Origin of the sequence: Streptomyces sp. NPDC015242 (genome assembly GCF_043079125.1) — a bacterium.
In the GTDB taxonomy this organism is placed as follows: domain Bacteria; phylum Actinomycetota; class Actinomycetes; order Streptomycetales; family Streptomycetaceae; genus Streptomyces.
This window is the reverse complement of sequence record NZ_JBIBUF010000008.1, coordinates 213,428-236,983: the sequence shown is the minus strand read 5'-3', so window position 1 is coordinate 236,983 and position 23,556 is coordinate 213,428. Positions and strand designations below refer to the sequence as shown.

The following is a 23,556-nucleotide window of genomic DNA, read 5'->3' as shown; positions in this document are numbered from 1 at the left end:
GGGCCTACAACCACTCACCTTCCAGCGCGGTGGCCGTGAGGCCGGGGGCCGCCGCGTACAGGACGGCACGGCTGCCCGGTGCCTGCCCGGCGTCGTGGGCCCTGCGCATGATGTCGAACACGGCGGCGCCACCGCGGTTGCCGCTGGTGTAACTGTCCCGGCTGTGGTCCAGCAGCCCCGAGGGCCACCCGCCGGGCATCGTCTGCTCCATGTACTCCAGCACGCGGGTGCCGCCGGGGTGCGCGAGCAGGACATCGGGGTGCCAGGAGCCGGGGTCGTCCTGGTAACGGGCGCGCAGCCACTCCCACATCGCGGTGACCGTCTCCTGCACGGCCCGCGGCCCGCGCCGGTCCATCACGAAGTGCGTGCCGTCCGCCCGGGTCTCCAGGCGGTGCAGGTCCTGGGTACCGGGCAGGGTGTGGTGCCAGGCGGCGTCCAGCCGCAGCACGGACTCGGGCCTCGGGCGGCCCGTGACGACGGCGGCGACGGCGGTGTCCGCGAACAGCAGCCGGACGATCAGGGACTCCAGGGTGTCGTCCGCGGGCTGGTAGGTCGTGCTCAGTGCCTCCGCGATCACGACCAGGACCACCCGGTCGGGGTCCGCGGCGACGAGGTCCGCCGCCAGCGCCAGGGAACGGGTCCCGGCGATGCAGGCCCACTGCGTGGCCGGCAGCAGCATGACGTCGCTGCGGAGCGGGAGCCTGTTGGCCAGGGCGACGTCCAGCCCCGGCAGGGCCGGGGTGGTGGAGTTGCTGGTGATCAGGCAGTCGACGTCCGCCGCGTCCAGCCCGGCGATCTGCAGGGCCCCGCGCGCCGCGCGCTCCCCGTAGGACTGCACGGCGGCCCAGGCCGGAGCGGTGCGCTCCTGGACGGTCTGCGGGGCGGGTATCGCCTCCAGAGCGGCGATCACGCGGTCCACGTCCGGCTCGTCGAAGCCGTCCCGGGTCAGCGCCTCCCGGGCGGGCCCGGTGCCCACCGGCCACAGGGCGCTCCCGTCGCCGGGCGCGACGGCGGTCTCCAGCGGCAGCATCCAGCCCCGGGCGTCTATGCCCGTACTGGCCGCGATGCCGTCGATCCGCGGCGCCCAGGCCGCGTGTGGGTGCCGACCGCGCACCTCCTCCACGATCTGGCTGGTCTTGACGGTGTGTTCGCCGTGGATCACGGCAGGCGGGCACAGGTAAGCGGCCACAGTCGGCACCTTTCTGAAGGGCGGGGAGGGAGCGTCACGAGCGCTGTGGCGCGGGTCACTTCACCACTGCGCGTACCAAGTCGGCGCCGCCGTACTCCACTTCCAGCCCGGCGCCGCTCGAATCGAGCATGTACGCCAAAGGGACATTTACGCAGTGAGCTGGGCAACTCGGTCCGCACTTCGCTGCGTGAGGCGGCACACATCGGTGGCGTGCCGGGTGCGCGGAGGTCTTGGTCAACTCGGCGTTCGTGGACACGAGTTGGCTGTCGACGACGAGGGCGAGGCCCTTGAGCGGTGCGGCGGGTGCGGTTGGTCGTCCTCACCGGATGCGGCGAGGGGCGCGGGCAGGGGGGCGACCCTCTTCGCCCGGCCCCGGGGGTGATACGACGCACTGATCTCTGCCGGGAGTCGACGAAGGCGCTGCGCGCGCGATGCGGGCGGCAGCTGCTGGGGTGCGCGGGGCGGGGAGGTGGCGGGGGCCTGCGCGGGAGGGAGGCGGTGGCGGTGGGCGCGGAGCGGAAGCGGTGTGCGCGGAGTGCGGGGTGCGGGGTGCGGGCGGTCGAGCCCGATCGCACTCAGTGGCTCTGCCGGGGCCGGGGCCGGGGCCGGGTCGGAGGGGCGACGTCCGGATCAGCCCGGCGAGGCGGACGCCCCGAAGGCCGGGCCGCAGGCCTGCCGAGCTGTGGCCTGCCGCGCTGTGGCCTGGTCGCGTGGCGTGGTCGCGTGGCGTGGTCGCGCGGGCGAGTCCGGCCGGCCGGTCACGTGCCGGACCCCGTGCGACCGCTGCGCGGGATCAGTCCGTGGCGGTTTCAGAACCCCCGGGCGTCTTGTTCGCGGCGCGACGGTACTCCGCGTTGATCCGCTGGGCCTCCTCCAGCTGGTCCTCGAGGATGATGATGCGGCAAGCGGCCTCGATCGGGGTGCCCCGGTCCACGAGCTCGCGGGCGCGCGCGGCGATCCGCAGCTGATAGCGGGAGTACCGGCGGTGCCCGCCCTCCGAACGCAGCGGAGTGATCAGCCGGGCCTCGCCGATGGCCCGGAGGAAGGCCGGCGTGGTGCCGAGCATCTCGGCGGCCCGGCCCATGGTGTACGCGGGGTAGTCGTCGTCGTCCAGACGATCGCTGAGCGGAGTATCTGCTGCCATGTCACCTCGTTGTCGCAACGCGTCGAGGGGCCCTGGTGCCGTACGGCACCAGGGCCCCGAAGGAAATGAAACACCATCTGTCGGCCCTCATGCTGCGCCGACCTTCTGTTTCCGCTACCCGGCCCGGCTGAGGGAGGGGTAGGGGGATCGCGACTGCCTGACCGGGAACCACCATCCATTCCGGGGTCTTGCGGTACCCGGTCCGAGCGCTATCCGGGCCGGGCGATCCTGATGGCGTCTTGCTCCCTTCCTCCGACCTACGGGTCACTACCCGGCAGTTCATGTCTGCCGGGTCTCACTTGATCGTGTCAACGAAAAAAATGTTAGCCACGACAGCGCGAAATGTCTACAGCGACAAGAGTAGATTTCCTGAAGCGCCCAAGACGACGACGAGGGCCCTGCCGACGCGCGTCGGCAGGGCCCTCATCGGGTCGTGAAGCCCGTTCCGCACGGACCCGGAACGGGCCGGCGGAGGACAGGCGGAGCGGGCTAGACGAGAGGTCCGGTGAGGACGTCCCGCAGCCGGAGCCGGTCCGTGTAGGCCGGGCTGCCGCCGATCACGGCGAGCCGGGCCAGGGTGATCAGGCCCGTCCTCTGGTCGTCCCCGTCGCACAGGACGAGATGATCGACGCGGGCGCCGGCCATGAGGGACAGCGCCACCTCGACCGTCATGTCGTCACGGACCCGGGGCCCGAACGCGCCCCCGTCGTCGGTCCCGGTCGTGGGGAAGAGATCCACCGCACGGTGCGCGGTCTCGGTCGGCGTCACAGGTGCCTCCTACCGGTAGGGGTCGGCTCATGGTCAAGAAGGTGCTGCGCGGCCGCAGTTCGGCTCATGGCCACAGCTCGGCTCGCGGCCGATGCTGTTGATGACCTACGGGTCGCGCGGAGACGTCGAGCCGCTGTTGGCGGCGGCGGCTCTGCGGCCGGGCCGCAGAGCCGCGCCGTACAGCCGGGCTACGCGGCCGAGCCGAAGCCCGGCCGCCGCTGCGACCCACGACGTGCCCCCTCGGCGGCAGGCCTGCCCTGACCAGCGGGCCTTGCCTGGCCAGCCGACCGTCCCTGACCGGCCGACCTGCCCTGACCGGCCGGGCTGCCCTGGCCCGTGCCACCCCGGCGGCCCCGGCGGCTCCGCGACGGGGAGGACGCCCCGGCGGGACGCTCCGCGCGCGGCGCGGTGATGACCACCGGTACACCGGAAGGCGCCTGCGCGCCGGTGATGCGACTCAGTTCCGCCTCGCCCGACCGCACCTGCGCGACCTGCGGGGTGATGCCCGCAGAGGCCATCAGCCGGGTCATGCCGCGACGCTGGTCGGGCGTCACCAGGGTGACGACGCTGCCGGACTCGCCGGCGCGGGCCGTGCGGCCGCCGCGGTGCAGGTAGTCCTTGTGGTCGGTGGGCGGATCGACGTTGACGACCAGGTCGAGGTTGTCGACGTGGATGCCGCGCGCCGCGACGTTGGTCGCCACCAGCACCGTCACGTGCCCGCTCTTGAACTGGGCGAGGGTCCGCGTGCGCTGCGGCTGGGACTTGCCCCCGTGCAGACCCGCGGCGCGGACCCCGCTGCTCAGCAGGTGCTCGGTGAGCCGGTCCACCGCGTGCTTGGTGTCGAGGAACATGATCACTCGGCCGTCCCGCGCCGCGATCTCGGTGGTCGTCCGGTGCTTGTCCGCGCCGTGCACGTGCAGGACGTGGTGCTCCATCGTGGTGACCGCGCCCGCCGACGGGTCGACCGAGTGGACGACCGGGTCCGACAGGTAACGGCGGACCAGCAGGTCGACGTTGCGGTCCAGGGTGGCCGAGAACAGCATCCGCTGCCCGTCCGTGCGCACCTGGTCCAGCAGAGCCGTCACCTGCGGCATGAAGCCCATGTCGGCCATCTGGTCGGCCTCGTCGAGCACGGTGACGGCGACGTCGCCGAGCCGGCAGTCGCCCCGGTCGATGAGGTCCTTGAGCCGCCCGGGTGTCGCGACGACCACCTCGGCGCCGGCGCGCAGCGCACCGGCCTGCCGGCCGATGGACATCCCGCCGACGACGGTGGCCAGCCGCAGGCTCACGGAGCGGGCGTACGGCGTGAGCGCGTCGGTGACCTGCTGGGCGAGCTCGCGGGTGGGGACGAGGACGAGTGCGAGCGGCTGCCGCGGCTCGGCACGCCGCCCCGCGGTACGGGCCAGCAGCGCGAGTCCGAAGGCGAGGGTCTTGCCCGAGCCGGTACGGCCACGGCCGAGCACGTCACGGCCCGCCAGGGAGTTCGGCAGGGTCGCCGCCTGGATCGGGAACGGTACGGTCACGCCCTCGTGCCCGAGCGTGGCCAGCAGCGGAGCCGGCATGTCGAGATCGGCGAACGCCTCGACGGCGGGCAACCCGGGCGTGATCGTCTTGGGCGGAGCGAACTCGCCCTGGAGCGGCCGACCGCCCTGACGGTTCCCGTAGGCCTGGGACCGACGCGGGCCACCGGAGCGGCCACGACCGCCCCCGTCGCTTCCGCCGAAGCTGTCATAGGAACGGGACGAGCCCGACCTGCCGGACGAGTGAGAGGTACTGGAATTTCGAGAGAAACGGGCGCGCTTCATACGAGCGGAAACCTTCCTTGTCGGGCACGTGGCAAGGAATTCCCGCAGCAGAGGAGCGGCGCAGAGAATCTCGAGACGAGCCGAATGTGATGAGGGGCCGGCCGGACGGGCGGGGACGTACCACCGCCGGGCATCCGAAAAAAACGAGACGGAACCCTGCCCGCCCCATGCCTGCCCCGAAAAGCAGCGAGCCGGGGCCCGCACCCCATCAGGTGCGGGCCCCAGCTGCGAAGTATGCGTCGACCGCCGCGCTGTCAGGCGGGGACGATGTTCTCGGCCGTCGGGCCCTTCTGGCCCTGCGCGATGTCGAAGGACACCTTCTGGCCTTCCAGCAGCTCGCGGAAGCCGGAGGTGGCGATGTTCGAGTAGTGGGCGAAGACGTCGGCGCCGCCGCCGTCCTGCTCGATGAAGCCGAAGCCCTTTTCCGCGTTGAACCACTTCACGGTGCCAGTAGCCATGTTATTTCTCCTTCGGAGGCGGTGTCAGGAAAACGCCCTGTGCGAATTCCGTGTCGCCGTGATGATTACCCCGTAGGAAATGAACCTTCTGGCAACCACACCTGCAACTGAGAAAGACACTAGCACGGCACGATCGACCCCGTACGGTCACCGAATTCCCCCCGTTTCGCAGCCCGAGGAATAGTCACCGGGCCCCGCCCCAATACCTGCACCCACGACCACAGATATTGCCCTCCGGGGGAGCGCCGTTACCTGCCGCACACTCCGCCCCGCAACGCTGTGACCTCCCCCGACGGCACATCGGCCCCCGCCACCGGGCCCATCACCCGCCACCACGGCGCACACCCCGAAAACCCGCGCGCAGAGAGGAGAGTCACATTCCCACCGAAGGCGCGCCGCCCGCTGCCCGACAACCCCATCGACGCAGTTCCAGGCCGTCGGCACGAGGTGGACCCGGGCTCCGGGCGATCACCGAGGCTGCACCTGCACCCTGAACTCCATCGGTGGTCAGAAGCGCCGCCTCGGGAGTCGGACACCGAAGAGGAGAGACGAACCCCAGCTCGGCCAGCTCGGGAAACTTCCGGTACCGCTCGTAACTCCCCAACTCGACCGCGTGCGAAAGGAGCGTCTCGCCACGGCCGATCACACGCCCGGCAGCGTGCCGGTCGGCGACACGGGCGAAGCAGCGCCAATGGATGGTCTCGAACATGCGGACAACCTAGGGCCGTTGCACGCCTTGCACCCCCATCCAAGGCCCTTGCCGCGCGCAACGCGCCGAGGACGCCCCTGAACACGGGATCGCCTGCCGTCCCGAACCGCAGGCGCTCACTTCTTGCGACGCCGGCTCGCACGCTTCTTCAGCTCGGCCTTGCCGCGTTTCGTCCAGTCACCTTGATGGAGATAGCAACGGGACGTGCCCTTCAAGGTCTGTTCTGACACCGACCTCCGGCCGCCGTCGGCTAACCGCACTTGCCCTGCTTCCACTCACCCACGGTGCGTCCCCCCTGCCGGTGGTTCGCTTCACCTGCCTCCGGGCATCCAGCGTGTGCCAGGGACCCGGCACGGAGCAGGGCGCAGGTTGGGCGGAGTCAGGCGAGGCGGGTGCACGCGGGTCAGTACGCCAGTAGCGCGTTCCGCGCGCGGTGCAGGCCACGTGCGGCTGGTTGCGCGGCCAGTGGTCCAGAGGTGTGGGGTGTGGCTGGTTGCGCAGGGGAGCAGTGGCAGGAGTCCGGCTACATCTTCACTACTCGCACCGGGCACCCGGTCGAGTAGGCAGGATTCGAACCTGCGGCACCCGCTTCAGGAGCGAAATTGAATTCTCGTAGGGACGCCCGGAACGGCAGGGCGGTGCCGTTTCCCCTGGTCAGTACCGCGCGATAAGCCACTCAGCGCATGGTCAGACCTGGCCGAGGTCGATCTCCACCGGGAAGGGGGCCGATGCCTTGAGGACGCCGGTGAAGACCTCCCCGTCCCGGTAGGTCTTCGTCGCGGGGTCGAGAACGTAGGTGTATACGAGAGGAACGCCTGTCACGGCCCGCTCGATCCGCCAGTAGAAGCCGATGCCCGCCTTGGCGTACTGGTCGACCTTCACGATCCGGTCGGTGGTCTCCGAGCCGGGCGACACCACCTCCGCTACCAGCAGCACGTGCTCAGGACGGGTGGGGGTGATGTCGATCGTGTCCGCGCGGTACACGATGACGTCCGGGCGGCGGTTGGTGAGCGGGACGTCCTGAAGCCGGACGTCGAAGTCAGTGTCGGCGTTCCACTCGGGCCCTGCGGCGACATCCAGGGCGTTCGCCACCATCCGAGCCAGCCGGTTGTGCCGCTTGGAGGCACTGGGACTCACGACGACCATCCCGTCCACGATCTCGATGCCGGCGCACTGCTCCTCGGACCAGGAGTCGTACTCCTCCGCCGTGATCTGCTCATGCATCCACGCCGGGGCCACCATCTCGGCCGCCATGAGACACCTCCCGGACACCGTGCCGCGGGCCCGATCCCGCTGGATTCAAGCGTAATGTCTGCCGTCCTTCCGTCACGCCGATCTCGCTCACGCTTCGCTCCCGTCGACCGACGTCCGACCAGCAAGCCCACGACAGGGGGCGACCCGCGTGGTGGACTCGTCGCCAGGGGGTCGGTCCTGTGGCGCACCCCGACAGTTGGGACGGCTACGACGAGGAATCCGCCCTGCGCTCCGGAGGGGCGTAACCCACTTACGGCAGAAGGGACCCTTCCGTGCCCGCTCGTGCGCTCCTCGGGCGCCCGAGGGGGAGCCAGAGCCCGATGGCCCCGAGACGACCGGGCCGCAGGTCGTACCGGATGATGCTGATCCGTCGGGAGAAAATTCGGAGATCAACTCTCCGTCCGCTCACGCACCGCTCACGCAAACGGCCCCGGACGAGGAGTCCGAGGCCGAGTAGAAGCCCTCCCTGGGGGAGAAACCCCAGGTCAGAGCGGCAACGCGTTGTGCCCCCGGCAGGATTCGAACCTGCGACACCCGCTTTAGGAGAGCGGTGCTCTATCCCCTGAGCTACGAAGGCAGTGGCAGCGGACGCGAGGTGCGGCGCGTGCCTGTGGTCCGGGAAGGACCACAGGCGTCAGCGTACCGGATCGCCGTCGGGCGGGTGTGGGGTCAGGTCAGGGGGACGTGGGTGAAGCGGCTCGCCGTGTGGAGGTCGGACTCGATGCGGGCGGCGGTCGCCGTCAGTTCGGGGAGGAGGTCCGTGACGCACTCGCGCAGGGAGTGGCGGCTCGCGTGCATCGCCGTGTTCAGGGCGGCCACCACTCTGCCCGCGCGGTCGTGGACGGGGACCGCGAGGGAGCGGAGGCCTTCCTCCAGTTCCTCGTCGACGAGGGCGTAGCCCTGGGAGCGGATCGAGGACAGGGCATCGTCCGGTTCCTGTGCGGCGGCGTCCGCCAGGAGGATCCGGCCCGATGCCGTCGCGCCGGCCGGGAGTCTCGTGCCCACCGTGATGTTCACGCTCATCACCCGGCCCGTCGTCACCCTCGCCGCGAGCTGGATCTCCGCTCCCGAGCCGGACAGGACCGCCAGTGACGTCGACTCGTGGATGCGGGTCGTCAGGTCGGCCAGGTGGGGCTGGGCGATCTCCGCGAGGGTCGTGCGGGAGAGGGGCGGGAAGCCGAGGGAGAGGACCCGGGGGGTGAGGCTGAAGGCGCGGTCGGACGTGGTCACCAGGCCCAGGTGCTCGTAGGTGATCAGGGCCCGGCGCGCGGTCGCTCTGGCCAGGCCCGTCGCCCGGGCCACCTCGGTGAGGGTGAGCTCCGGCCTGCCCTCGCCGAAGGCCGTGAGGACCGTCAGGCCCCGCGCCAGGGACTCGACGAAGTCGCGGCCGAGCTGCGTCTTCGACGCGCCCGTCCACAGCGCCAGGCCGGCGGGGCGCGGGCCCGGTTCCGGGAGTGGCGTGCGGTGCAGTTCCTCCTCCATCCGCGTCGCCGCCGACCGCAGCCTCGGCAGCAGGGTGGTGCGCAGGCTGCGGGCCGTGTGGCGGCTGGTGTGGCTGACCACGCTCGCCACGCACGCCACCCGTTCCCGCCCTCCTCCCGGTGTGCCGGCCGTGCGGATGGGGACCGAGAGCGCCACCAGGCCCGGTTCGATGAGCTGGTCGTCCAGGGACCAGCCGTTCGCCGCCGCCTCCTCCGTGCGGCGGACGAAGTCCTGGTCGTACGCCGCGTCGGACCCGTGTCTGCGGGGCGGTACGGCCGTGAAGGACAGGTCCCTCGGATCCGCCGCCCTGCGGTCGCGCCAGCGCTGCCAGTCCGCTGCTGTCCACTCCGTCGCGAACAGCGGTCCCGGCGCGGTGCGTTCGGCGGGGAGCAGGTCGCCGATGCGGAAGCTGAGGGACATCGCGCGGCGGCGGGTCGCCTGGTGGATGAAGCGGATGCCGTCGCGGTCGGCGACCGCCAGGGAGACCGACTCGTCCAGTTCGTTGGCCAGGGCGTCCGCGGCGGGGGAGAGGAGGGAGGGGAGGCGCAGGGCGGCCAGGTAGGCGTTGCCCAGTTCCATCAGGCGGGGTGCCAGGAAGACGTCCCGGCCGTCGACCCGGACGTAGCCCATGCGGGCGAGCGTGGCCGTGATGCGGTCGACCGTGGAGCGGGCCAGGCCCGTCGCGCGTTCCAGGGCGCTCAGGCTCAGCGTGCCGTTCGCGTCCGTGAGTTCGCGCAGTACCGCGATGCCGCGGATGAGCGGGGTGACCGCCTCCGCCGGTGCCGCCGGTGCCGGTGTCGGCGGAGGCGGTGCCGATGCCGGGGCCGTGCGTTGTCCCGTGGGTGAGGTGGTGGTGTACATGTCCCTGTCCCCGGCCTCCGATCGGATTCCCGCTCGGCCTCCCGTTCCAGCTCCCGCTCGGTTTCCCGTCCGTTCCGGCGCCCGGTCTCCCGTCCGTTCCGGCGCTCGGTTCCCCGTCCGTTCCGGCGCCCGGTCTTCCGTCCGTTCCGGCGCTCGGTTTCCCGTCCGTTGCGACGCCCGGTTTCCCGCCCGTGTCCCCGCCCGCGTCCCTTTCCCGTCGGCGTCGGCCGGTGGGGCGGAACCCTCGGAGGGCTCGGGCGTGGGCTTCGGTGGCATCGGGTCTCCGGTACGGCGGTCGGGGCAGGCCCACCGTAATGCGGAACCGGGGTGCCGGCGTCCCGGAGGGCCCGGGGCGTTCCTCGTCCCACCTGATCTCCCTCGCCCTCCCCGCCTGCCCCTCAGCTCCTTCTCGCCTGTTCCTCCCGCGTCACCCGCACGCGGTGGTTCCCCTCCCCGTCGGCCCCCGTCACCTCGATCGCGATGCCCCTGCGCGAGTCCCTGAACGTCTCCCCGGGGACGAAGGGCGCGTCGGACAGTTCCGCGTGGACGTTGGGGGCGCGGGTGCAGCCGCCGCTGTCGGGGCGGGAGTCGTGGACCGAGACCGGGCCCATGCCCGTGTCCACCTCCGCGTCGACCTTGTAGACCAGCACGCCCGGCCGGCACACCGCCTCGTCGTTGCCGCCGCGCGTGCGCAGTTCCAGGGCGTAGCCGGTGCGGCCGTCGAGGGGGACGACGACCAGCTTGGAGCCGCCCGCGCGGGACAGGGGCGTCAGCGTGTACTCGGTCGTGCCGGAGGAGGCGGCGCAGTGCACCTGGCCGGCGTCCAGCCAGCCCAGCTTCCACTTGTGCCAGCCGAGGAAGTCGTTGTTGGCGCCCCAGTCCTCGCTCATGATGTCCCAGTGCCCGACCGCGCCCCCGCCCTCGGCGGTGTAGAGGTCGGGCAGGCCGAAGACGTGGCCGTTCTCGTGGGGGAGGACCCGGTAGCCGGTGCGGTGGTAGGAGCCGGAGCCGTCGTCCTGTCGGGAGTAGACGAACGAGGCGTTGGCCACGGCGGCGCCGTCGGCTCTCGGGGCCTCGGGGTTGCCGGCGAAGGTGACGGACAGGACCGTGTCCAGGGCGGAGGGACCGGCGTTCGGGGTGACCAGGACGTTCAGCAGGTCGTAGTCGCCGAAGTCCACCTCCGGGTCGGCCGCGGCGACGAGGTCCTGGACCAGCGCGCGGTAGCCGGGTTCGAACGGGGCCCCGCGCTCTATGCCGTACTCCCGGAACGACTTCGGCATGCGCAGCCACTGCGGGATCGGGGTCTCGGGACGGTAGTCGAGGCGGCCGTAGGAGCTGGTGCGGAACCACTCGCGGGTCTGCGGGAAGAACTCCCGGAAGCGGTCCAGGGCGGTGCCCTCGCCGGGCGCGTCCGAGAAGTCGATCATCAGGGTGAGGGCGCGGACGGTGCCGGTGGAGCGGGAGTAGCCCTTGGAGGTGGGGATGCCCTCGGACATCTGGACCTCCCGGGCGCCGCGGATCAGGCACGGGGCGTGGGCGGAGGTGCGGGAGACGGATATCGGGCCCGCGCCGGCCGCCGAGGTGCCGGGGGCGAGATGGGCGGTGCCCGCCGAGGTGCTGACCGTGAAGGTCAGGGCGGACACGCAGGCCAGGGCGGCCAGGCGCCGCCGGGGTATCCGGTGGCCCGGCGGCCCGGCGCTGCTCGGCCGGGGGCTCCGTGGGGGCGGCTGCATGTCCGGCACCTGCAAGGGACCTCCCGCGCCACGGCAGCCTCCGGTCTCCGGCTGCACCCTTGCGATCACCCTGCGTCGCGGGGGGTGGGGACGCGCGTTGGAGGAGACCGATCGTGGGTTTCCCGCCGGTAGCCCTCGGCCGGGATGGAGTGACCCAGGTCACAGATATTTTCTTCGTCGGTGGGAAATACCGGGGACCCGCTCCCCGTTTAGCTATGTGTCCGAGCGAAACGGGGACCCCTTCCCCGGATCGCGGGACGAAGGACCGCAAGCCGCATCACCGACCACGACCACCGATCGCCCTACGACACGATCCCGACCGAACCAGGAATCAGGAGTACGCCGTGCAGACCGCGACCCCCGCACCGCGCAAGGCGCCCCGGCCCCGTGCCGACGCCCTGCGCAACCGGGAGCGGATCGTCACCGCCGCCCGGGAGATGTTCGTCGAGCACGGCCCCGAGGTGCCGCTCGACGAGATCGCCCGCCGGGCCGGCGTCGGCAACGCCACGGTGTACCGCAACTTCCCGGACCGCGACGCGCTGGTCCGCGAGGTCGTCTGCTCCGTCATGGACCGGACGGCCGCCGCGGCCGAGCTCGCGCTCACCGAGAGCGGCGACGCGTTCGAGGCGCTGGAGCGCTTCGTGCACGCCGCCGCCGACGAACGGATCAGCGCGCTCTGCCCGATGGTCTCCAGCACGTTCGACCAGCACCACCCGGACCTGGAGGCCGCGCGTGAGCGGATCGAGCGGCTGATCGCGGAGGTCATGGACCGGGCCAGGACGGCCGGGCAGCTCCGCTCCGACGTGGATGTCGGGGACGTCATGATCGCCGTGGCCCAGCTCAGCAGGCCCCCGGCCGGAACGAACTGTTTCAGCGCCGACCGGTTCGTCCACCGTCATCTCCAGCTGTTCCTGGACGGGCTGCGGGCTCCGGCCCGCTCGGTCCTGCCGGGAACGGCCGTGACCTTGGAGGACCTGCGCCGGCCCTGACCGATGCCCCTGACCGGCCAATGACCAACGGCCTTGACCGGCCACCCGACCTACGACCTCGACCGACCACCACCCGACCCGTCGGGCCGCCCGGTCGACATGACCTGTCGGCCCCCCGTCCGGTCGACAGGACCGGCCGGCCAGCCGACTGGCATGACCCCATGACCCGATAACCGATTGACCGAACGACCGAACTACCGATTGGTTCAGCCTTTCCGGTCCGTCTGAACACCAGGCGACAGTCCCTGCGGCCGTCCCCTTGGACGAGCCGTTCCCTTTCGTCACCTTTTTCCGTCACGAAGTCCCGAAGTGGGTACCTCCATGTCTGAAACAGCCTCCAAGGCCCGCAACACCCCGGCCTCACCGGCCGAACCGGATCCGGGGCGCTGGAAAGCGCTCGTCTTCATCGCGCTCGCCCAGCTGATGGTCGTCCTCGACGCGACCATCGTGAACATCGCCCTGCCCTCGGCCCAGCAGGACCTCGGCATCTCCGACGGCAACCGGCAGTGGGTCGTCACGGCCTACGCCCTCGCCTTCGGCGGTCTGCTCCTGTTCGGCGGCCGGATAGCGGACCTGTGGGGCCGCAAGAAGGCCTTCGTGGTCGGTCTGGGTGGCTTCGCCGCGGCCTCCGCGCTCGGTGGCGCGGCCACCAACGAGGCCATGATGTTCGGCGCCCGCGCCCTCCAGGGCGTCTTCGGCGCCCTGCTCGCGCCCGCCGCGCTCTCCCTGCTCGCGGTGATGTTCACCGACGCCAAGGAGCGCGCCAAGGCGTTCGGCATATACGGCGCCATCGCCGGTGGTGGCGGTGCCGTCGGTCTGATCCTGGGCGGCTTCCTCACCGAGTACCTGGACTGGCGCTGGACGTTCTTCGTGAACATCCCGTTCGCCGTCGTCGCCGCTGCCGGTGCCTACTTCGTCATCCGTGAGCCGGAGGGCGGCCGCAACCGCTCCCCGCTCGACATCCCCGGCGTGGTCCTGTCCACCTTCGGCCTGGTCGCGCTGGTCTACGGCTTCACGCGCGCCGAGTCGGACGGCTGGAGCGACGCCGTGACCGTCGGCATGTTCGTCGCCTCGGCGGTGCTGCTGCTGGCCTTCGTGGTCGTCGAGTCCAAGGTCAAGGCCCCGCTGCTGCCGCTGCGCGTGGTCACCGAGCGCAACCGCGGGGGCATCTACCTCTCCCTCGGTCTCGCGATCATCTCGATGTTCGGCCTGTTCCTCTTCCTGACCTACTACCTGCAGATCGTGAAGGGCTACTCGCCGGTCAAGACCGGGTTCGCGTTCCTGCCGATGATCGCGGGCATGATCACGGGCTCCACCCAGATCGGCACCCGCCTGATGACCCGGGTCGCTCCGCGCCTGCTGATGGGCCCCGGCTTCCTGGTCGCCGCGCTCGGCATGCTGCTGCTGACCCAGCTGGAGATCGGCTCCTCGTACGCGGCCCTGCTGCTGCCGGCGATGCTGCTGCTCGGCCTGGGCATGGGTACGGCGTTCATGCCGGCCATGTCGCTCGCCACCCAGGGTGTCGAGCCGCGTGACTCCGGTGTGGCCTCCGCGATGGTCAACACCTCGCAGCAGGTGGGCGGCGCCATCGGTACGGCCCTGCTGAACACCATCGCCGCCTCGGCGACGACCTCGTACATCGCCGACCACATCGCGGGCGCGACCAGCCGGTCCCAGCAGCAGCTGGTCCAGCTGGAGGGCATGGTGCAGGGCTACACCAGCGCCATCTGGTTCGCCGTCGGCATCCTCGTGGTGGCCGCCGCGATCGCCCTGACCTTCGTGAACGCCGGGCGTCCGAACATGACCGCGGTGACCGGCTCCGAGGAGGGCGCGGCGGACGAGGTGCAGATCCCGGTCGTCGCGCACTGAGCGGCGCATCCAGGAGAGGCGTCGACCGCTCAGCGGCGGCGCCCACCCCCTGAGCCCTCCACGGGCACTTCGGGCCATCCGCGGGCACGGGGAAGGGGACGCCCCGAACCCGCGGAATCCAGGACCTGCCCCGGCTCAGCGGAGCCAGGGCAGGTCCGCGCCGGCTCCGGCCGGCTGAAGTCCCTCGGCGATGATCCGCATGATCTCGCCGAGGGACTTCTGCTGTTCCGGGGTGAGACGGTCGAAGACCGCCTGGCGCACGGCCTCCACATGGCCGGGCGCGGTCCGCCGCAGCACCTCGTAGCCCTCGTCCGTCAGCACGGCGAACTGGCCGCGCTTGTCGTCGGGACAGTCCTCGCGGCGCACCCAGCCGTTCTTCTCCAGACGCGCGACCGCGTGCGAGAGGCGGGAGCGGGTGATCTTCGCCAGCATCGCCAGCTCGGTCATCCGCAGCCGCCGCCGCGGCGCCTCGGCGAGCTTGACCAGAAGGCCGTAGTAGACGTGCGGCATGCCCGCGTCGCGCTGGAGCTGACGGTCGAGGTGGTCGTCGAGGAGGGTGACGCCCTCCATGAACGAACGCCACACGCGCTGTTCCTCGTCGGTGAGCCAGCGCGGTTCCTGGGGCTCCGCGGTGGAGCCGGTTGCCGGTGCGGATGCGGGTGCCTTCATGCGTTCCACTCTACGCGGACTCTCCTTGAACTTTAAACAAGTGCGTCGTACAGTTTTCAAGTACCCGGACGGAAGGAGCCGCAGCATGTCCGCCGCCACTCAGGAGCGCATGCCCGCTCTCTACCTCAGCCACGGTGCCCCGCCCCTGGCGGACGACCCCGTCTGGCCCGGCGAGCTCGCGGCCTGGTCCGCCGGCCTGCCGCGCCCCAGGGCGATCCTGATGGTCTCCGCCCACTGGGAGGAGGCCCCGCTCGCCCTGGGCGCCACCGAGACCGTCCCGCTCGTGTACGACTTCTGGGGCTTCCCCGAGCACTACTACCGGGTGCGCTACGACGCCCCCGGCGCACCGGAGCTCGCCGAGTCGGTACGGAAGCTGCTGCGCGCCCCGGGCATGCCCGTCCAGGACGTCCCCGACCGGGGCCTCGACCACGGCGCGTACGTCCCGCTGGTCGAGATGTACCCGGACGCCGACATCCCCGTGCTGCAGGTGTCCATGCCGACGCTCGACCCGGTCCGGCTGCTGGAGATCGGCCGCAGGCTCGCCCCGCTGCGGGACGAGGGCGTGCTGATCGTCGGCTCCGGCTTCTTCACCCACAACCTGGCGGCGCTCCGGCAGGGCGGCGTCCCCGCCTGGTCGGCCGAGTTCGACGACTGGGGCAGGCGGGCCCTGGAGGCGCGGGACGTCGACGCCCTGCTCGACTTCGCCCGCAAGTCGCCCGCCGGGCGGCTGGCCCACCCGCGCACCGAGCACTTCGCCCCGCTCTTCGTGACGATGGGCGCGGCCGACGCCACCGGTGAACTCGACGCGCAGAAGTCGGTGATCGACGGGTTCTGGATGGGGCTCGCGAAGCGGTCGGTGCAGTTCGGCTGAGGCGGCCGGCGGCGAGCCCGCCCAGAGCGGCCCGCGATCCCGCCCGCGAGCCAGCCCGCGAGGGCGGCCGCGAGGGCGCCCGGGAGCCGGCCCGGGAGGGCGCTACGGCCGGCGCCCGTGCAGCGGCTTCTCGTACCAGGCCACGTCCCAGTACCGCCCGAACTTGCGGCCCACCTCCCGGTAGGTGCCCACGTGCCGGAAGCCGAGGCGCTCGTGCAGCCGGGTCGACGCCTCGTTCGGCTGGGCGATGCCGGCGTAGGCGCGGTGCAGGTCCTGACCCGACAGCGCCTCGAAGAGCGCCTCGTACAGCAGCGTGCCGATGCCCCGGCGCCCGGCGCCCGGGGCGACGTACACGGTCGTCTCCACGGAGGTGGCGTAGGCCGGCTTGGGGCGGAACGGGCTGGACGTGACGTAGCCCAGGACCTCCTGTGAGTCCCGTTCCGTGGCAACCATCAGGCGGTAGGGCCCGTCTTCAGGGTGGGAGAGCAGCCAAGGGCGTCGCTCCTCCGGAGTGAAGATCGCGGTGTCGAAAGTGATCGCCGTCTCACGTACGTAGTGGTTGTAGAGGGCGGTGAGGGCCTTGAGGTCGTCTTCGACTCCCGGCCTGACCTGCACCTCTGTTCGCTCCGACGGCATCGCGTCTCCTCGTGTGACCGGGCGGCGGCCGGACAGGGTACTGCATGATCAGAAAAATCGGGGGACCGGTTGGGAATTCTGTCCTGATTCCAGTCGTTGTTTCCATCGGATGCAGGGCACCCGAGGAGAGTCCGGAGAGAGTCCGGAAGACGGAGTCAGGCGTCCGAAGGACCACCCGCTGACCTCACATCGCAAGGGAGCACGCATGGCAACCCGTGCCGTCGCCCGTCGTCAGTCCGCCACCGGCGAGACGGCCGACGCGGCAAGCAGTGTTCGCGCCCATGGCGGCGAGATCGCCGATCGCGACCTGGTCGGCATGTACCTCGACGAGATCGCGCGCACACCGCTGCTCGACGCAGCCAAGGAAGTCGAGCTGTCCCAGGTCATCGAGGCGGGTGTGTTCGCGAGGCAGGTCCTCGACGGGTACGAGGAGACCAAGACGGACGCGACCCGCGAGGAGCTCGAAGCCCTCGTGGACGCCGCGGAGCGCGCGAAGGACGTGTTCATCCGCTCCAACCTCCGCCTGGTCGTCGCCGTCGCCCGCCGTTACCCCCGCAGCGGCCTGCCGCTGCTGGACCTGATCCAGGAGGGCAACGCCGGCCTGGTCCGCGCGGTCGAGAAGTTCGACTACCGCAAGGGCTTCAAGTTCTCCACGTACGCCACGTGGTGGATCCGCCAGGCCATCACCCGGTCGATAGCCGACCAGTCCCGCACGATCCGCCTGCCCGTCCACCTCGTGGAGGAGCTGGGCCGGATCCGCCGGGTGCAGCGCGAGTTCAACCGCGAGCACGGCCGGGACCCGGAGCCGGCGGAGATCGCGGCCGAGCTCGGCTCGACCCCCGAGCGCGTCACCGACGTGCTGGACTGGGCCCGCGACCCGGTCTCGCTGAACATGTCCGTGGACGACGAGGGCGAGACCCAGTTCGGCGACCTCCTGGAGGACACGTCGGCGGTGTCGCCCGAGCAGTCGGTGATGACGCTGCTGCGCAGCGAGGAGCTCGACGACCTGATCGGCCGTCTCGACCAGCGCACGGCCTCCATCATCAAGATGCGGTACGGCATCGAGGACGGCCGCGAGCGCACGCTGACCGAGGTCGGCAAGGAGCACGGCCTGACCCGCGAGCGCATCCGGCAGATCGAGAAGCACGCGCTGCTCGAGCTGAAGAAGCTGGCCCGCAGCACCGGTTTCGACGCGGCGGCCTGACCCGGGAGCGACGGGCTGTCGCCCCCGGCGCGCCGGTCACCGCCGACCGTCTCCCGGCCGCCCCTTGACCTCTCGGCGCGCCGGCACGGGGTCCGGGGGTGACGGGCCGTGTGCGCCCGGTGGTCACCGCGTACGCCGGGTGGCGAAAGACCGCGCAAACATGGCGTTGTAACGCCGCTTCAACCCCCAGGGCGCCGGGAACAAGACTTCCGGGCCCACCAGTTCGGGCCCGGGGCCACCCCCCGGCCCCGCACGGAACCAAGTCCCGCCGCACTCCCCCCGGCGCCGGGACTCTCCCAAGGCCGGGCTTCGGCGTCCTTCCCCCCGGACGCCGGGGCCCGGCTTTCTCGTGTACGCGCACCCGCCGCCTGTGCCGGGGCGGAGCTGGAGGGCGGGCCACCCCGTACCTGAACCACGGGGTGGCCCGCCAGATGGCAGATTGTGTCACATGGGCATAGCCTGCCGGGCGTGAGCAGCACCACCCCGACCCCGCAGGCCTCGCTGACCGAGCGGCGCAAGGCCGAGACACGCATGGAGATCGCCCGTGCGGCGGCCGGCCTCTTCGTGCGGCGCGGCCTGCGCGCCACCCGCGCGGAGGACATCGCCCAGACCGCCGGCATCGCCCCGCGCACCTTCTACCGGTACTTCGCCACCAAGGAGGAGGCCGTCGCCCCGCTGTACGCGGCCGGAGCGCAGCGCTGGGTGGAGGCGGTCCGGGCCGCACCCGCGGCGGTGAGCGTCTCCCGGGCCCTGGAGGACGGGGTCCGCCACACCCTCACCCCGGGCGTCGGCGTCTCCGCGTCCTCCTGGGAGTGGGTCCGCACGCTGCTGCGCCTGGCCGCGGCCAACCCGTCCCTGCGCCGGGTGTGGGCGGAGGTGTGCCAGGACTCGGAGCGCATGCTGGGGGAGGTGCTGGCGGAACGGGTGACACGTGCAGGTGCCGTCCCGGACCCGGCGGCGGGGGGCGGCGGCGACAACGTTGCCGACGCGTCCGAACGTCCTGACCGTGCCGTGTCATCCGACTGCGCCACACCGCAGCTGCGCTTCGCCGCCGCCGTGGCGAGCGCGGCCGTGCGGACCGCGCTCGAAGGCTGGGCGGAGGGCGACGGACCGGCGGAAGGGCCCGGAAGCCCGGCGGAACTGGCCCTGCGCAACCTCGAGGCGCTGCGGGACTTTCCGTTCGGCGGGTGAGGCCTGGCTCGCACGGCGACTTGGGGGGCAGCGCGGGGCCGGGCTCGGCGTGCCCGGCTCGGCCTGCCTGACTCGCCGCGCTCGGCCCGCCCCGACCGGCTCCGCCCGGCCCGCACGGATCGGCCCGCGCGGCTCGGCCTGCCCGACCAGGCAAGCCTCAGCCCGGCCCGGCCCGCCAGGCGCGGCCCGCGTGCCTTGGTCTGCCCGGCCCGGCGGGCTCGCCCCGCCCGGCCCGGCGAGGCCCGCACGACCCGCACTGCCCCGCCCCCCCTCACCCCACCTCACTCCTCACTCTCACTCCCCCTTCCACCCCCACTCCCTCCCGATGCCGCCCGGCTCAGCCGTGACCCCAAGTCCCTCACCGCCTCGACCAGTTCCCGCGGCTCGTGCACGGTGAAGTCGCACTCCAGCATGGCCAGCCGGAGCGCCACCCACTGGGGTGCGTCGCCGGTCGAGCCGCGCAGGCGGCAGGTGCCCTCGTCCACCGGCTCCGGCGCGCCCAGCCACGCGGGCACCCGGGCTGCGACGAAGTCGGCCGGTGCGGCGAAGGTGACGACGAAGTCGTAGGTCCGCTGCTGCCGGTGCATCGACCGGCGCAGGTACTCGGCGGCGTCCCCCGTCGGCAGCTCGCGCGGTGTGAAGCGGGCGCCGGTGGCGAAGGGCTTGCTGACCCGGTCGACACGGAACGTGCGCCAGTCGTCCCGGTCGAGGTCGTACGCCACCAGGTACCAGCGGCGGCCCGTCGACACCAGCCGGTACGGCTCCGTCAGACGCCGTGACGCGGTGCCGTCGGCGGCCCGGTAGGCGAACCGCAGCCGTTCGCGCCCGGCCACCGTCGAGGCCATGACGGTCAGCGTCTCCGGCGCGATACTGGGCCCGTCTCCGCTGGTCAGCGGGGTGGTCGCGGCCTGGAGTGTGGTCACCCGGTGGCGCAGCCTGCCGGGCAGCACCTGCTCCAGCTTGGCCAGCGCCCGCACCGACGCCTCGTCCAGGCCCTCCACCGCGTGCCCGGCCCCGGCGCGCAGGCCGACCGCGATGGCCACGGCCTCCTCGTCGTCGAGCACCAGCGGCGGCATGGCCTTGCCGGCGACGAGCCGGTAGCCGCCGTCGGCGCCCTTGGTCGCCTGGACGGGATAGCCGAGCTCGCGCAGCCGGTCGATGTCGCGCCGGACCGTGCGGCGGGAGACCCCGAGGCGGTCGGCGAGTTCGCCGCCGGGCCACTCGCGGGGCGTCTGGAGGAGGGAGAGGAGCGTCAGCAGCCGGGCCGGGGTGTCCGTCGTCATGGTTCGAGGATGGCGCACGAGTAGGACACGATCTGACCTAATGGGCTCCTACAGTCGCGTCATGAACTCCACCGAGACCCCTCCGGGCACGGACCGGCGCCGCTGGTACGCCCTCGCGATCGTGATGACCGCGGCCTTCATGGACCTCGTCGACGTGACGATCGTCAACATCGCCATCCCGTCGATCCAGCGGGACGCGGGCGCGTCCTTCAGCGAGATCCAGTGGATCACCGCCGGATACGCCCTCGCGTTCGCCGCCGGGCTGATCACCGGCGGGCGGCTCGGCGACATCCACGGCCGCAAGCGCGTCTTCCTCGCCGGCATAGGGGGCTTCACCGTCGCCTCCGCGCTGTGCGGCCTCGCGGTGAACCCCGAGATGCTGGTGGCGTCCCGGTTCCTGCAGGGCGGCATGGCCGCGCTGATGGTGCCGCAGGTGCTGTCGATCGTGCACGCGACCTTCCCGGCGCACGAGCGGGGCAAGGTCTTCGGGCTGTTCGGCGCCATCGTCGGGCTCGGTGCCGTGTCCGGTCCGCTGCTCGGCGCGCTGCTGACCGAGTGGAACCTGTTCGGCTGGGAGTGGCGCTCCATCTTCCTGATCAACCTGCCCGTCGGCATCGCCGGCCTCGTCCTCGGCGGCCGTTTCATCACCGAGTCCAAGGCGCCGCGGGCCCTGAAGCTCGACCTCGTGGGCGTCGCGCTCGTCACGCTGGGCCTGCTGATGCTGATCTACCCGCTCACCCGGGGCCGCGAGCTGGGCTGGCCGCTGTGGGGGCACCTGTCGATGGCCGGCTCGCTGGTGGTCCTCGCGGCGCTGGTGGCGTACGAGCGGCGCAAGGCCGCGCGGGACGGCTCACCGCTGGTGGAACTGTCCCTGTTCAAGGTGAAGAGCTTCGCGGCGGGGATCGCCGTGCAGACCGTCTTCGGTGTCGCGCTCGGCGTGTTCTTCCTGGTCTGGACCCTGTACATGCAGATCGGTCTCGGCTGGAGCCCGCTGAAGGCGGGGCTGACCGGGGTGCCGTTCTCGATCGCCGTGTCGGCGGCCGCGGGCATGTCGGTGCAGATGCTGGTGCCGCGCTTCGGCCGCAAGGTGCTCCAGGCGGGCGCGCTGGTGATGGCGGCCGGTGTGCTGCTCTACATCTGGGAGTCGGACCACTTCGGCCTCGCGATCACCCCGTGGCAGATGGCCGCCCCGCTGGTGGTGATGGGCGTCGGCATGGGCCTGATCGTCGCGCCGCTGACCGACGCGATCCTCTCGGAGGTGCCGCGCGAGCACTCCGGATCGGCCTCCGGCCTGATCAACACCGTGCAGCAGATGGGCAACGCGCTCGGGCTCGGACTGGTCTCGGTGGTCTTCTTCGGCACGATCGCCGAGCACCTGCGCCCGCAGCAGGTGGGACCGGCCTTCGCGGACGCCTTCGAGAACGCGCTGGGCTGGGTGGCCGCGGTCCTGGGCGCCATCTTCGTGCTGATGTTCGCGCTGCCGAAGCGGCCGGCGCAGCACGTGGAGGGCGAGCAGGCGTCGGCCGGGCGGACGGAGGAGGAACCGGCGCTGGTCTGAGCGGCCGACGGCGGGGAGGGGCCCGGCACCGGAGGGTGCCGGGCCCTCGCACGTTTCCGATCATGCCCGTTTGGGTCCGAACCTGTTTACTTCCCGGAAATCTCGGCGTAGCCTCCCGCTGAAACCACACGTTCGGGCATGAGGCGGAGGCGAACGGACATGTACGCACCGGAGCGGCAGCAGGAGATCCTCCGGCTCGCCCGTGACGGCGGCCGAGTGGACGTCCTGTCGCTGGCCGAGGAGTTCCAGGTGACGGCGGAGACGATCCGCCGGGACCTGAAGGCCCTCGACCGCGCCGGACTCGTCCGCCGGGTGCACGGCGGGGCCATCCCGGTCGGGCGGCTCGACTTCGAACCGGACCTCGCCGAGCGCGAGACCACCGCCGCCGACGAGAAGGACCGCATCGCCAAGGCCGCCCTGGCGGAACTGCCGGCCGAGGGCACGATGATCCTCGACGCGGGCACGACGGTGGCCCGCATGGCCGCCGCCCTCCCGCTGGAGGCCTCCCTCACCGTCGTCACGCACAGCCTGCCCATCGCGGCCCGTCTCGCCGACCACCCCGGCATCCAGCTCCACCTCGTCGGCGGCCGGGTACGGCACCGCACCCGCGCCGCCGTGGACGCCTGGGCGCTGCGGGCCTACGGCGAGATCCGTGCCGACGTGCTGTTCGTGGCCGCCAACGGCTTTTCCGCCGAACACGGCCTGACCACCCCCGACCTCGCCGAGGCCGCGGTCAAGCGCGCGGCCGTGGCCGCCGCCCGCCGCGTGGTGCTGCTCGCCGACTCCTCCAAGCACGGCCAGGAGCACTTCGCCCGATTCGGCGACCTGAGCGACGTGGACCTGCTGATCACCGACAGCGGGCTGAGCCCCGAAGACGCCGTCGCGATCGAGCGCGGCGGCACGGAAGTAGTGCGCGCATGATCCTCACCGTCACCCCCAATCCGTCCCTGGACCGCACCTACGAGGTGCCGTCCCTCGACCGCGGCGAGGTCATCCGCGCCACCGGCGAACGGATGGACCCGGGCGGCAAGGGCGTGAACGTCTCGCGCGCGGTCGCCGCCGCCGGGCGGCGCACGGTCGCCGTCCTGCCGCTGGGCGGCGCCCCCGGCGCGCTCGTCGCCGAACTGCTCGACCAGCAGGGCATCGAGGTGGCGCCCGTTCCCGTCGCCGGTGCCACCCGCTCCAACATCGCCCTCGCCGAGGCCGACGGCGTCCTGACGAAGATCAACGCGCCGGGCCCGGAACTCACCGACGCCGAACGGGAACTCCTCCTGGAGACCGTCCGGCGGCAGTCCGGCGACGCCTCCTGGATCGCCTGCTGCGGCAGCCTGCCGCGCGGCCTCGCCCCCGACTGGTACGCCGACCTGGTCGCCCGCACGCACGCCGCCGGTGCCCGGATCGCCCTGGACACCTCCGGCCCCGCCCTGCTCGCGGCCCTGCGCGAACGCCCCGACGTGGTCAAGCCCAACGCCGAGGAACTGTCCGAGGCCGTCGGCCGCCCCCTCGCCACCGTCGGCGACGCCGTCAAGGCCGCCGAGGAACTGCGCGAGATGGGCGCCCGGGCCGTCCTCGCCAGCCTCGGCGCCGACGGGCAACTGCTCGTGTCGGACCAGGGCGCCTGGTTCGGCAGCGCCCGGGTGGACGCCGTCCGCAGCAACGTGGGCGCCGGTGACTCCTCCCTCGCCGGCTTCCTGATCGCCGGCGGCGGCGGCCCCGAGGCCCTCGCCTCCGCGGTCGCCCACGGCGCGGCGGCCGTCCAGCTGCCCGGCAGCGTCATGCCCACGCCCTCCGACCTGGACCCGGCGGCGGTGACGGTCACGGCCGACCTGCCCGCGGACCGCGAGCTGACGGAGCCGGTGTCATGACCGGCGCCGCGCCGTACG

Annotated in this window: 20 protein-coding genes and 1 tRNA gene; 8 read left to right on the top strand and 13 right to left on the bottom strand. The window is 72.1% G+C overall.

The window, feature by feature from the left end:
• Window positions 1–4: 4 nt before the first annotated feature.
• The 10 genes from ACF07N_RS26590 to ACF07N_RS26545 form a co-directional block, all read right to left on the bottom strand.
• The gene (locus tag ACF07N_RS26590; protein ID WP_392117464.1) at window positions 5–1,189 is read right to left on the bottom strand and encodes a type III polyketide synthase; all 1,185 of its coding nucleotides are present in this window, start codon (window positions 1,187–1,189) and stop codon (window positions 5–7) included.
• Between the two features lie 793 nt (window positions 1,190–1,982).
• A complete protein-coding gene (locus ACF07N_RS26585; RefSeq protein ID WP_392117461.1) occupies window positions 1,983–2,333 on the bottom strand; it encodes a helix-turn-helix domain-containing protein in 351 nt (116 codons plus the stop codon).
• A 489-nt stretch (window positions 2,334–2,822) separates the two neighbouring features.
• Window positions 2,823–3,071, bottom strand: coding sequence for a CBS domain-containing protein (locus ACF07N_RS26580; RefSeq protein WP_392118059.1), 249 nt, complete (start codon window positions 3,069–3,071; stop codon window positions 2,823–2,825).
• A 218-nt stretch (window positions 3,072–3,289) separates the two neighbouring features.
• On the bottom strand, window positions 3,290–4,906 hold the full coding sequence (locus ACF07N_RS26575; protein ID WP_392117458.1) for a DEAD/DEAH box helicase: 1,617 nt from the start codon (window positions 4,904–4,906) through the stop codon (window positions 3,290–3,292).
• Between the two features lie 254 nt (window positions 4,907–5,160).
• The gene (locus ACF07N_RS26570) at window positions 5,161–5,364 is read right to left on the bottom strand and encodes a cold-shock protein (protein ID WP_070024256.1); all 204 of its coding nucleotides are present in this window, start codon (window positions 5,362–5,364) and stop codon (window positions 5,161–5,163) included.
• Window positions 5,365–5,737: 373 nt separating this feature from the next.
• Window positions 5,738–6,073 (bottom strand): hypothetical protein, encoded by a 336-nt coding sequence (locus ACF07N_RS26565; protein WP_392117455.1) that lies wholly within the window; start codon window positions 6,071–6,073, stop codon window positions 5,738–5,740.
• Window positions 6,074–6,760: 687 nt separating this feature from the next.
• Window positions 6,761–7,327, bottom strand: coding sequence for a Uma2 family endonuclease (locus ACF07N_RS26560; protein WP_392117452.1), 567 nt, complete (start codon window positions 7,325–7,327; stop codon window positions 6,761–6,763).
• A 504-nt stretch (window positions 7,328–7,831) separates the two neighbouring features.
• A tRNA-Arg gene (locus tag ACF07N_RS26555) sits at window positions 7,832–7,904 on the bottom strand.
• 92 nt (window positions 7,905–7,996) lie between these two features.
• Complete coding sequence (locus tag ACF07N_RS26550; RefSeq protein ID WP_392117449.1) at window positions 7,997–9,670, bottom strand: helix-turn-helix domain-containing protein; 1,674 nt, start codon at window positions 9,668–9,670, stop codon at window positions 7,997–7,999.
• A 398-nt stretch (window positions 9,671–10,068) separates the two neighbouring features.
• Window positions 10,069–11,403: a M6 family metalloprotease domain-containing protein gene (locus ACF07N_RS26545; protein WP_392117447.1), complete on the bottom strand. Its 1,335-nt coding sequence runs from the start codon at window positions 11,401–11,403 to the stop codon at window positions 10,069–10,071.
• A gap of 344 nt (window positions 11,404–11,747) precedes the next feature.
• On the opposite strand from ACF07N_RS26545, the gene ACF07N_RS26540 reads away from it, so the two are divergent.
• Both ACF07N_RS26540 and ACF07N_RS26535 read left to right on the top strand, forming a co-directional pair.
• The gene (locus ACF07N_RS26540) at window positions 11,748–12,392 is read left to right on the top strand and encodes a TetR/AcrR family transcriptional regulator (protein ID WP_383329754.1); all 645 of its coding nucleotides are present in this window, start codon (window positions 11,748–11,750) and stop codon (window positions 12,390–12,392) included.
• A gap of 321 nt (window positions 12,393–12,713) precedes the next feature.
• Window positions 12,714–14,261, top strand: a complete 1,548-nt coding sequence (locus ACF07N_RS26535; RefSeq protein ID WP_383329758.1) for an MFS transporter — start codon at window positions 12,714–12,716, stop codon at window positions 14,259–14,261.
• Between the two features lie 135 nt (window positions 14,262–14,396).
• On the opposite strand, the gene ACF07N_RS26530 is transcribed toward ACF07N_RS26535, so the two are convergent.
• A complete protein-coding gene (locus ACF07N_RS26530) occupies window positions 14,397–14,930 on the bottom strand; it encodes a MarR family winged helix-turn-helix transcriptional regulator (RefSeq protein ID WP_392117443.1) in 534 nt (177 codons plus the stop codon).
• A gap of 85 nt (window positions 14,931–15,015) precedes the next feature.
• Between ACF07N_RS26530 and ACF07N_RS26525 the strand changes: the two genes are divergently transcribed.
• A complete protein-coding gene (locus tag ACF07N_RS26525) occupies window positions 15,016–15,801 on the top strand; it encodes a dioxygenase (protein ID WP_392117440.1) in 786 nt (261 codons plus the stop codon).
• 102 nt (window positions 15,802–15,903) lie between these two features.
• Here the strand turns inward: ACF07N_RS26525 and ACF07N_RS26520 are convergent, their stop codons facing one another.
• Window positions 15,904–16,437: a GNAT family N-acetyltransferase gene (locus ACF07N_RS26520; RefSeq protein ID WP_392117437.1), complete on the bottom strand. Its 534-nt coding sequence runs from the start codon at window positions 16,435–16,437 to the stop codon at window positions 15,904–15,906.
• Between the two features lie 205 nt (window positions 16,438–16,642).
• Here ACF07N_RS26520 and ACF07N_RS26515 point away from each other — a divergent pair, with 205 nt between their 5' ends.
• Together ACF07N_RS26515 and ACF07N_RS26510 are read left to right on the top strand one after the other, a co-directional pair.
• A complete protein-coding gene (locus tag ACF07N_RS26515) occupies window positions 16,643–17,641 on the top strand; it encodes an RNA polymerase sigma factor RpoD/SigA (protein WP_383329770.1) in 999 nt (332 codons plus the stop codon).
• Between the two features lie 468 nt (window positions 17,642–18,109).
• Window positions 18,110–18,832 carry a TetR/AcrR family transcriptional regulator gene (locus ACF07N_RS26510; RefSeq protein WP_392117434.1) on the top strand — a complete coding sequence of 241 codons (723 nt, stop codon included), beginning with the start codon at window positions 18,110–18,112 and terminating at the stop codon, window positions 18,830–18,832.
• Between the two features lie 281 nt (window positions 18,833–19,113).
• Here ACF07N_RS26510 and ACF07N_RS26505 read toward each other — a convergent pair whose 3' ends face one another.
• The gene (locus tag ACF07N_RS26505; RefSeq protein WP_392117431.1) at window positions 19,114–20,115 is read right to left on the bottom strand and encodes a helix-turn-helix transcriptional regulator; all 1,002 of its coding nucleotides are present in this window, start codon (window positions 20,113–20,115) and stop codon (window positions 19,114–19,116) included.
• Window positions 20,116–20,176: 61 nt separating this feature from the next.
• Here ACF07N_RS26505 and ACF07N_RS26500 point away from each other — a divergent pair, with 61 nt between their 5' ends.
• From ACF07N_RS26500 to pfkB, 3 genes are all read left to right on the top strand, one after another.
• Window positions 20,177–21,673, top strand: a complete 1,497-nt coding sequence (locus ACF07N_RS26500; RefSeq protein ID WP_392117428.1) for an MFS transporter — start codon at window positions 20,177–20,179, stop codon at window positions 21,671–21,673.
• 159 nt (window positions 21,674–21,832) lie between these two features.
• Entirely contained in the window at window positions 21,833–22,594 is a 762-nt protein-coding gene (locus ACF07N_RS26495; RefSeq protein ID WP_383329782.1) for a DeoR/GlpR family DNA-binding transcription regulator, read from the top strand.
• Complete coding sequence (gene pfkB, locus ACF07N_RS26490) at window positions 22,591–23,538, top strand: 1-phosphofructokinase (protein ID WP_392117424.1); 948 nt, start codon at window positions 22,591–22,593, stop codon at window positions 23,536–23,538. The genes ACF07N_RS26495 and pfkB overlap by 4 nt, the downstream gene beginning before the upstream one ends.
• The last annotated feature ends 18 nt before the right edge of the window (window positions 23,539–23,556 follow it).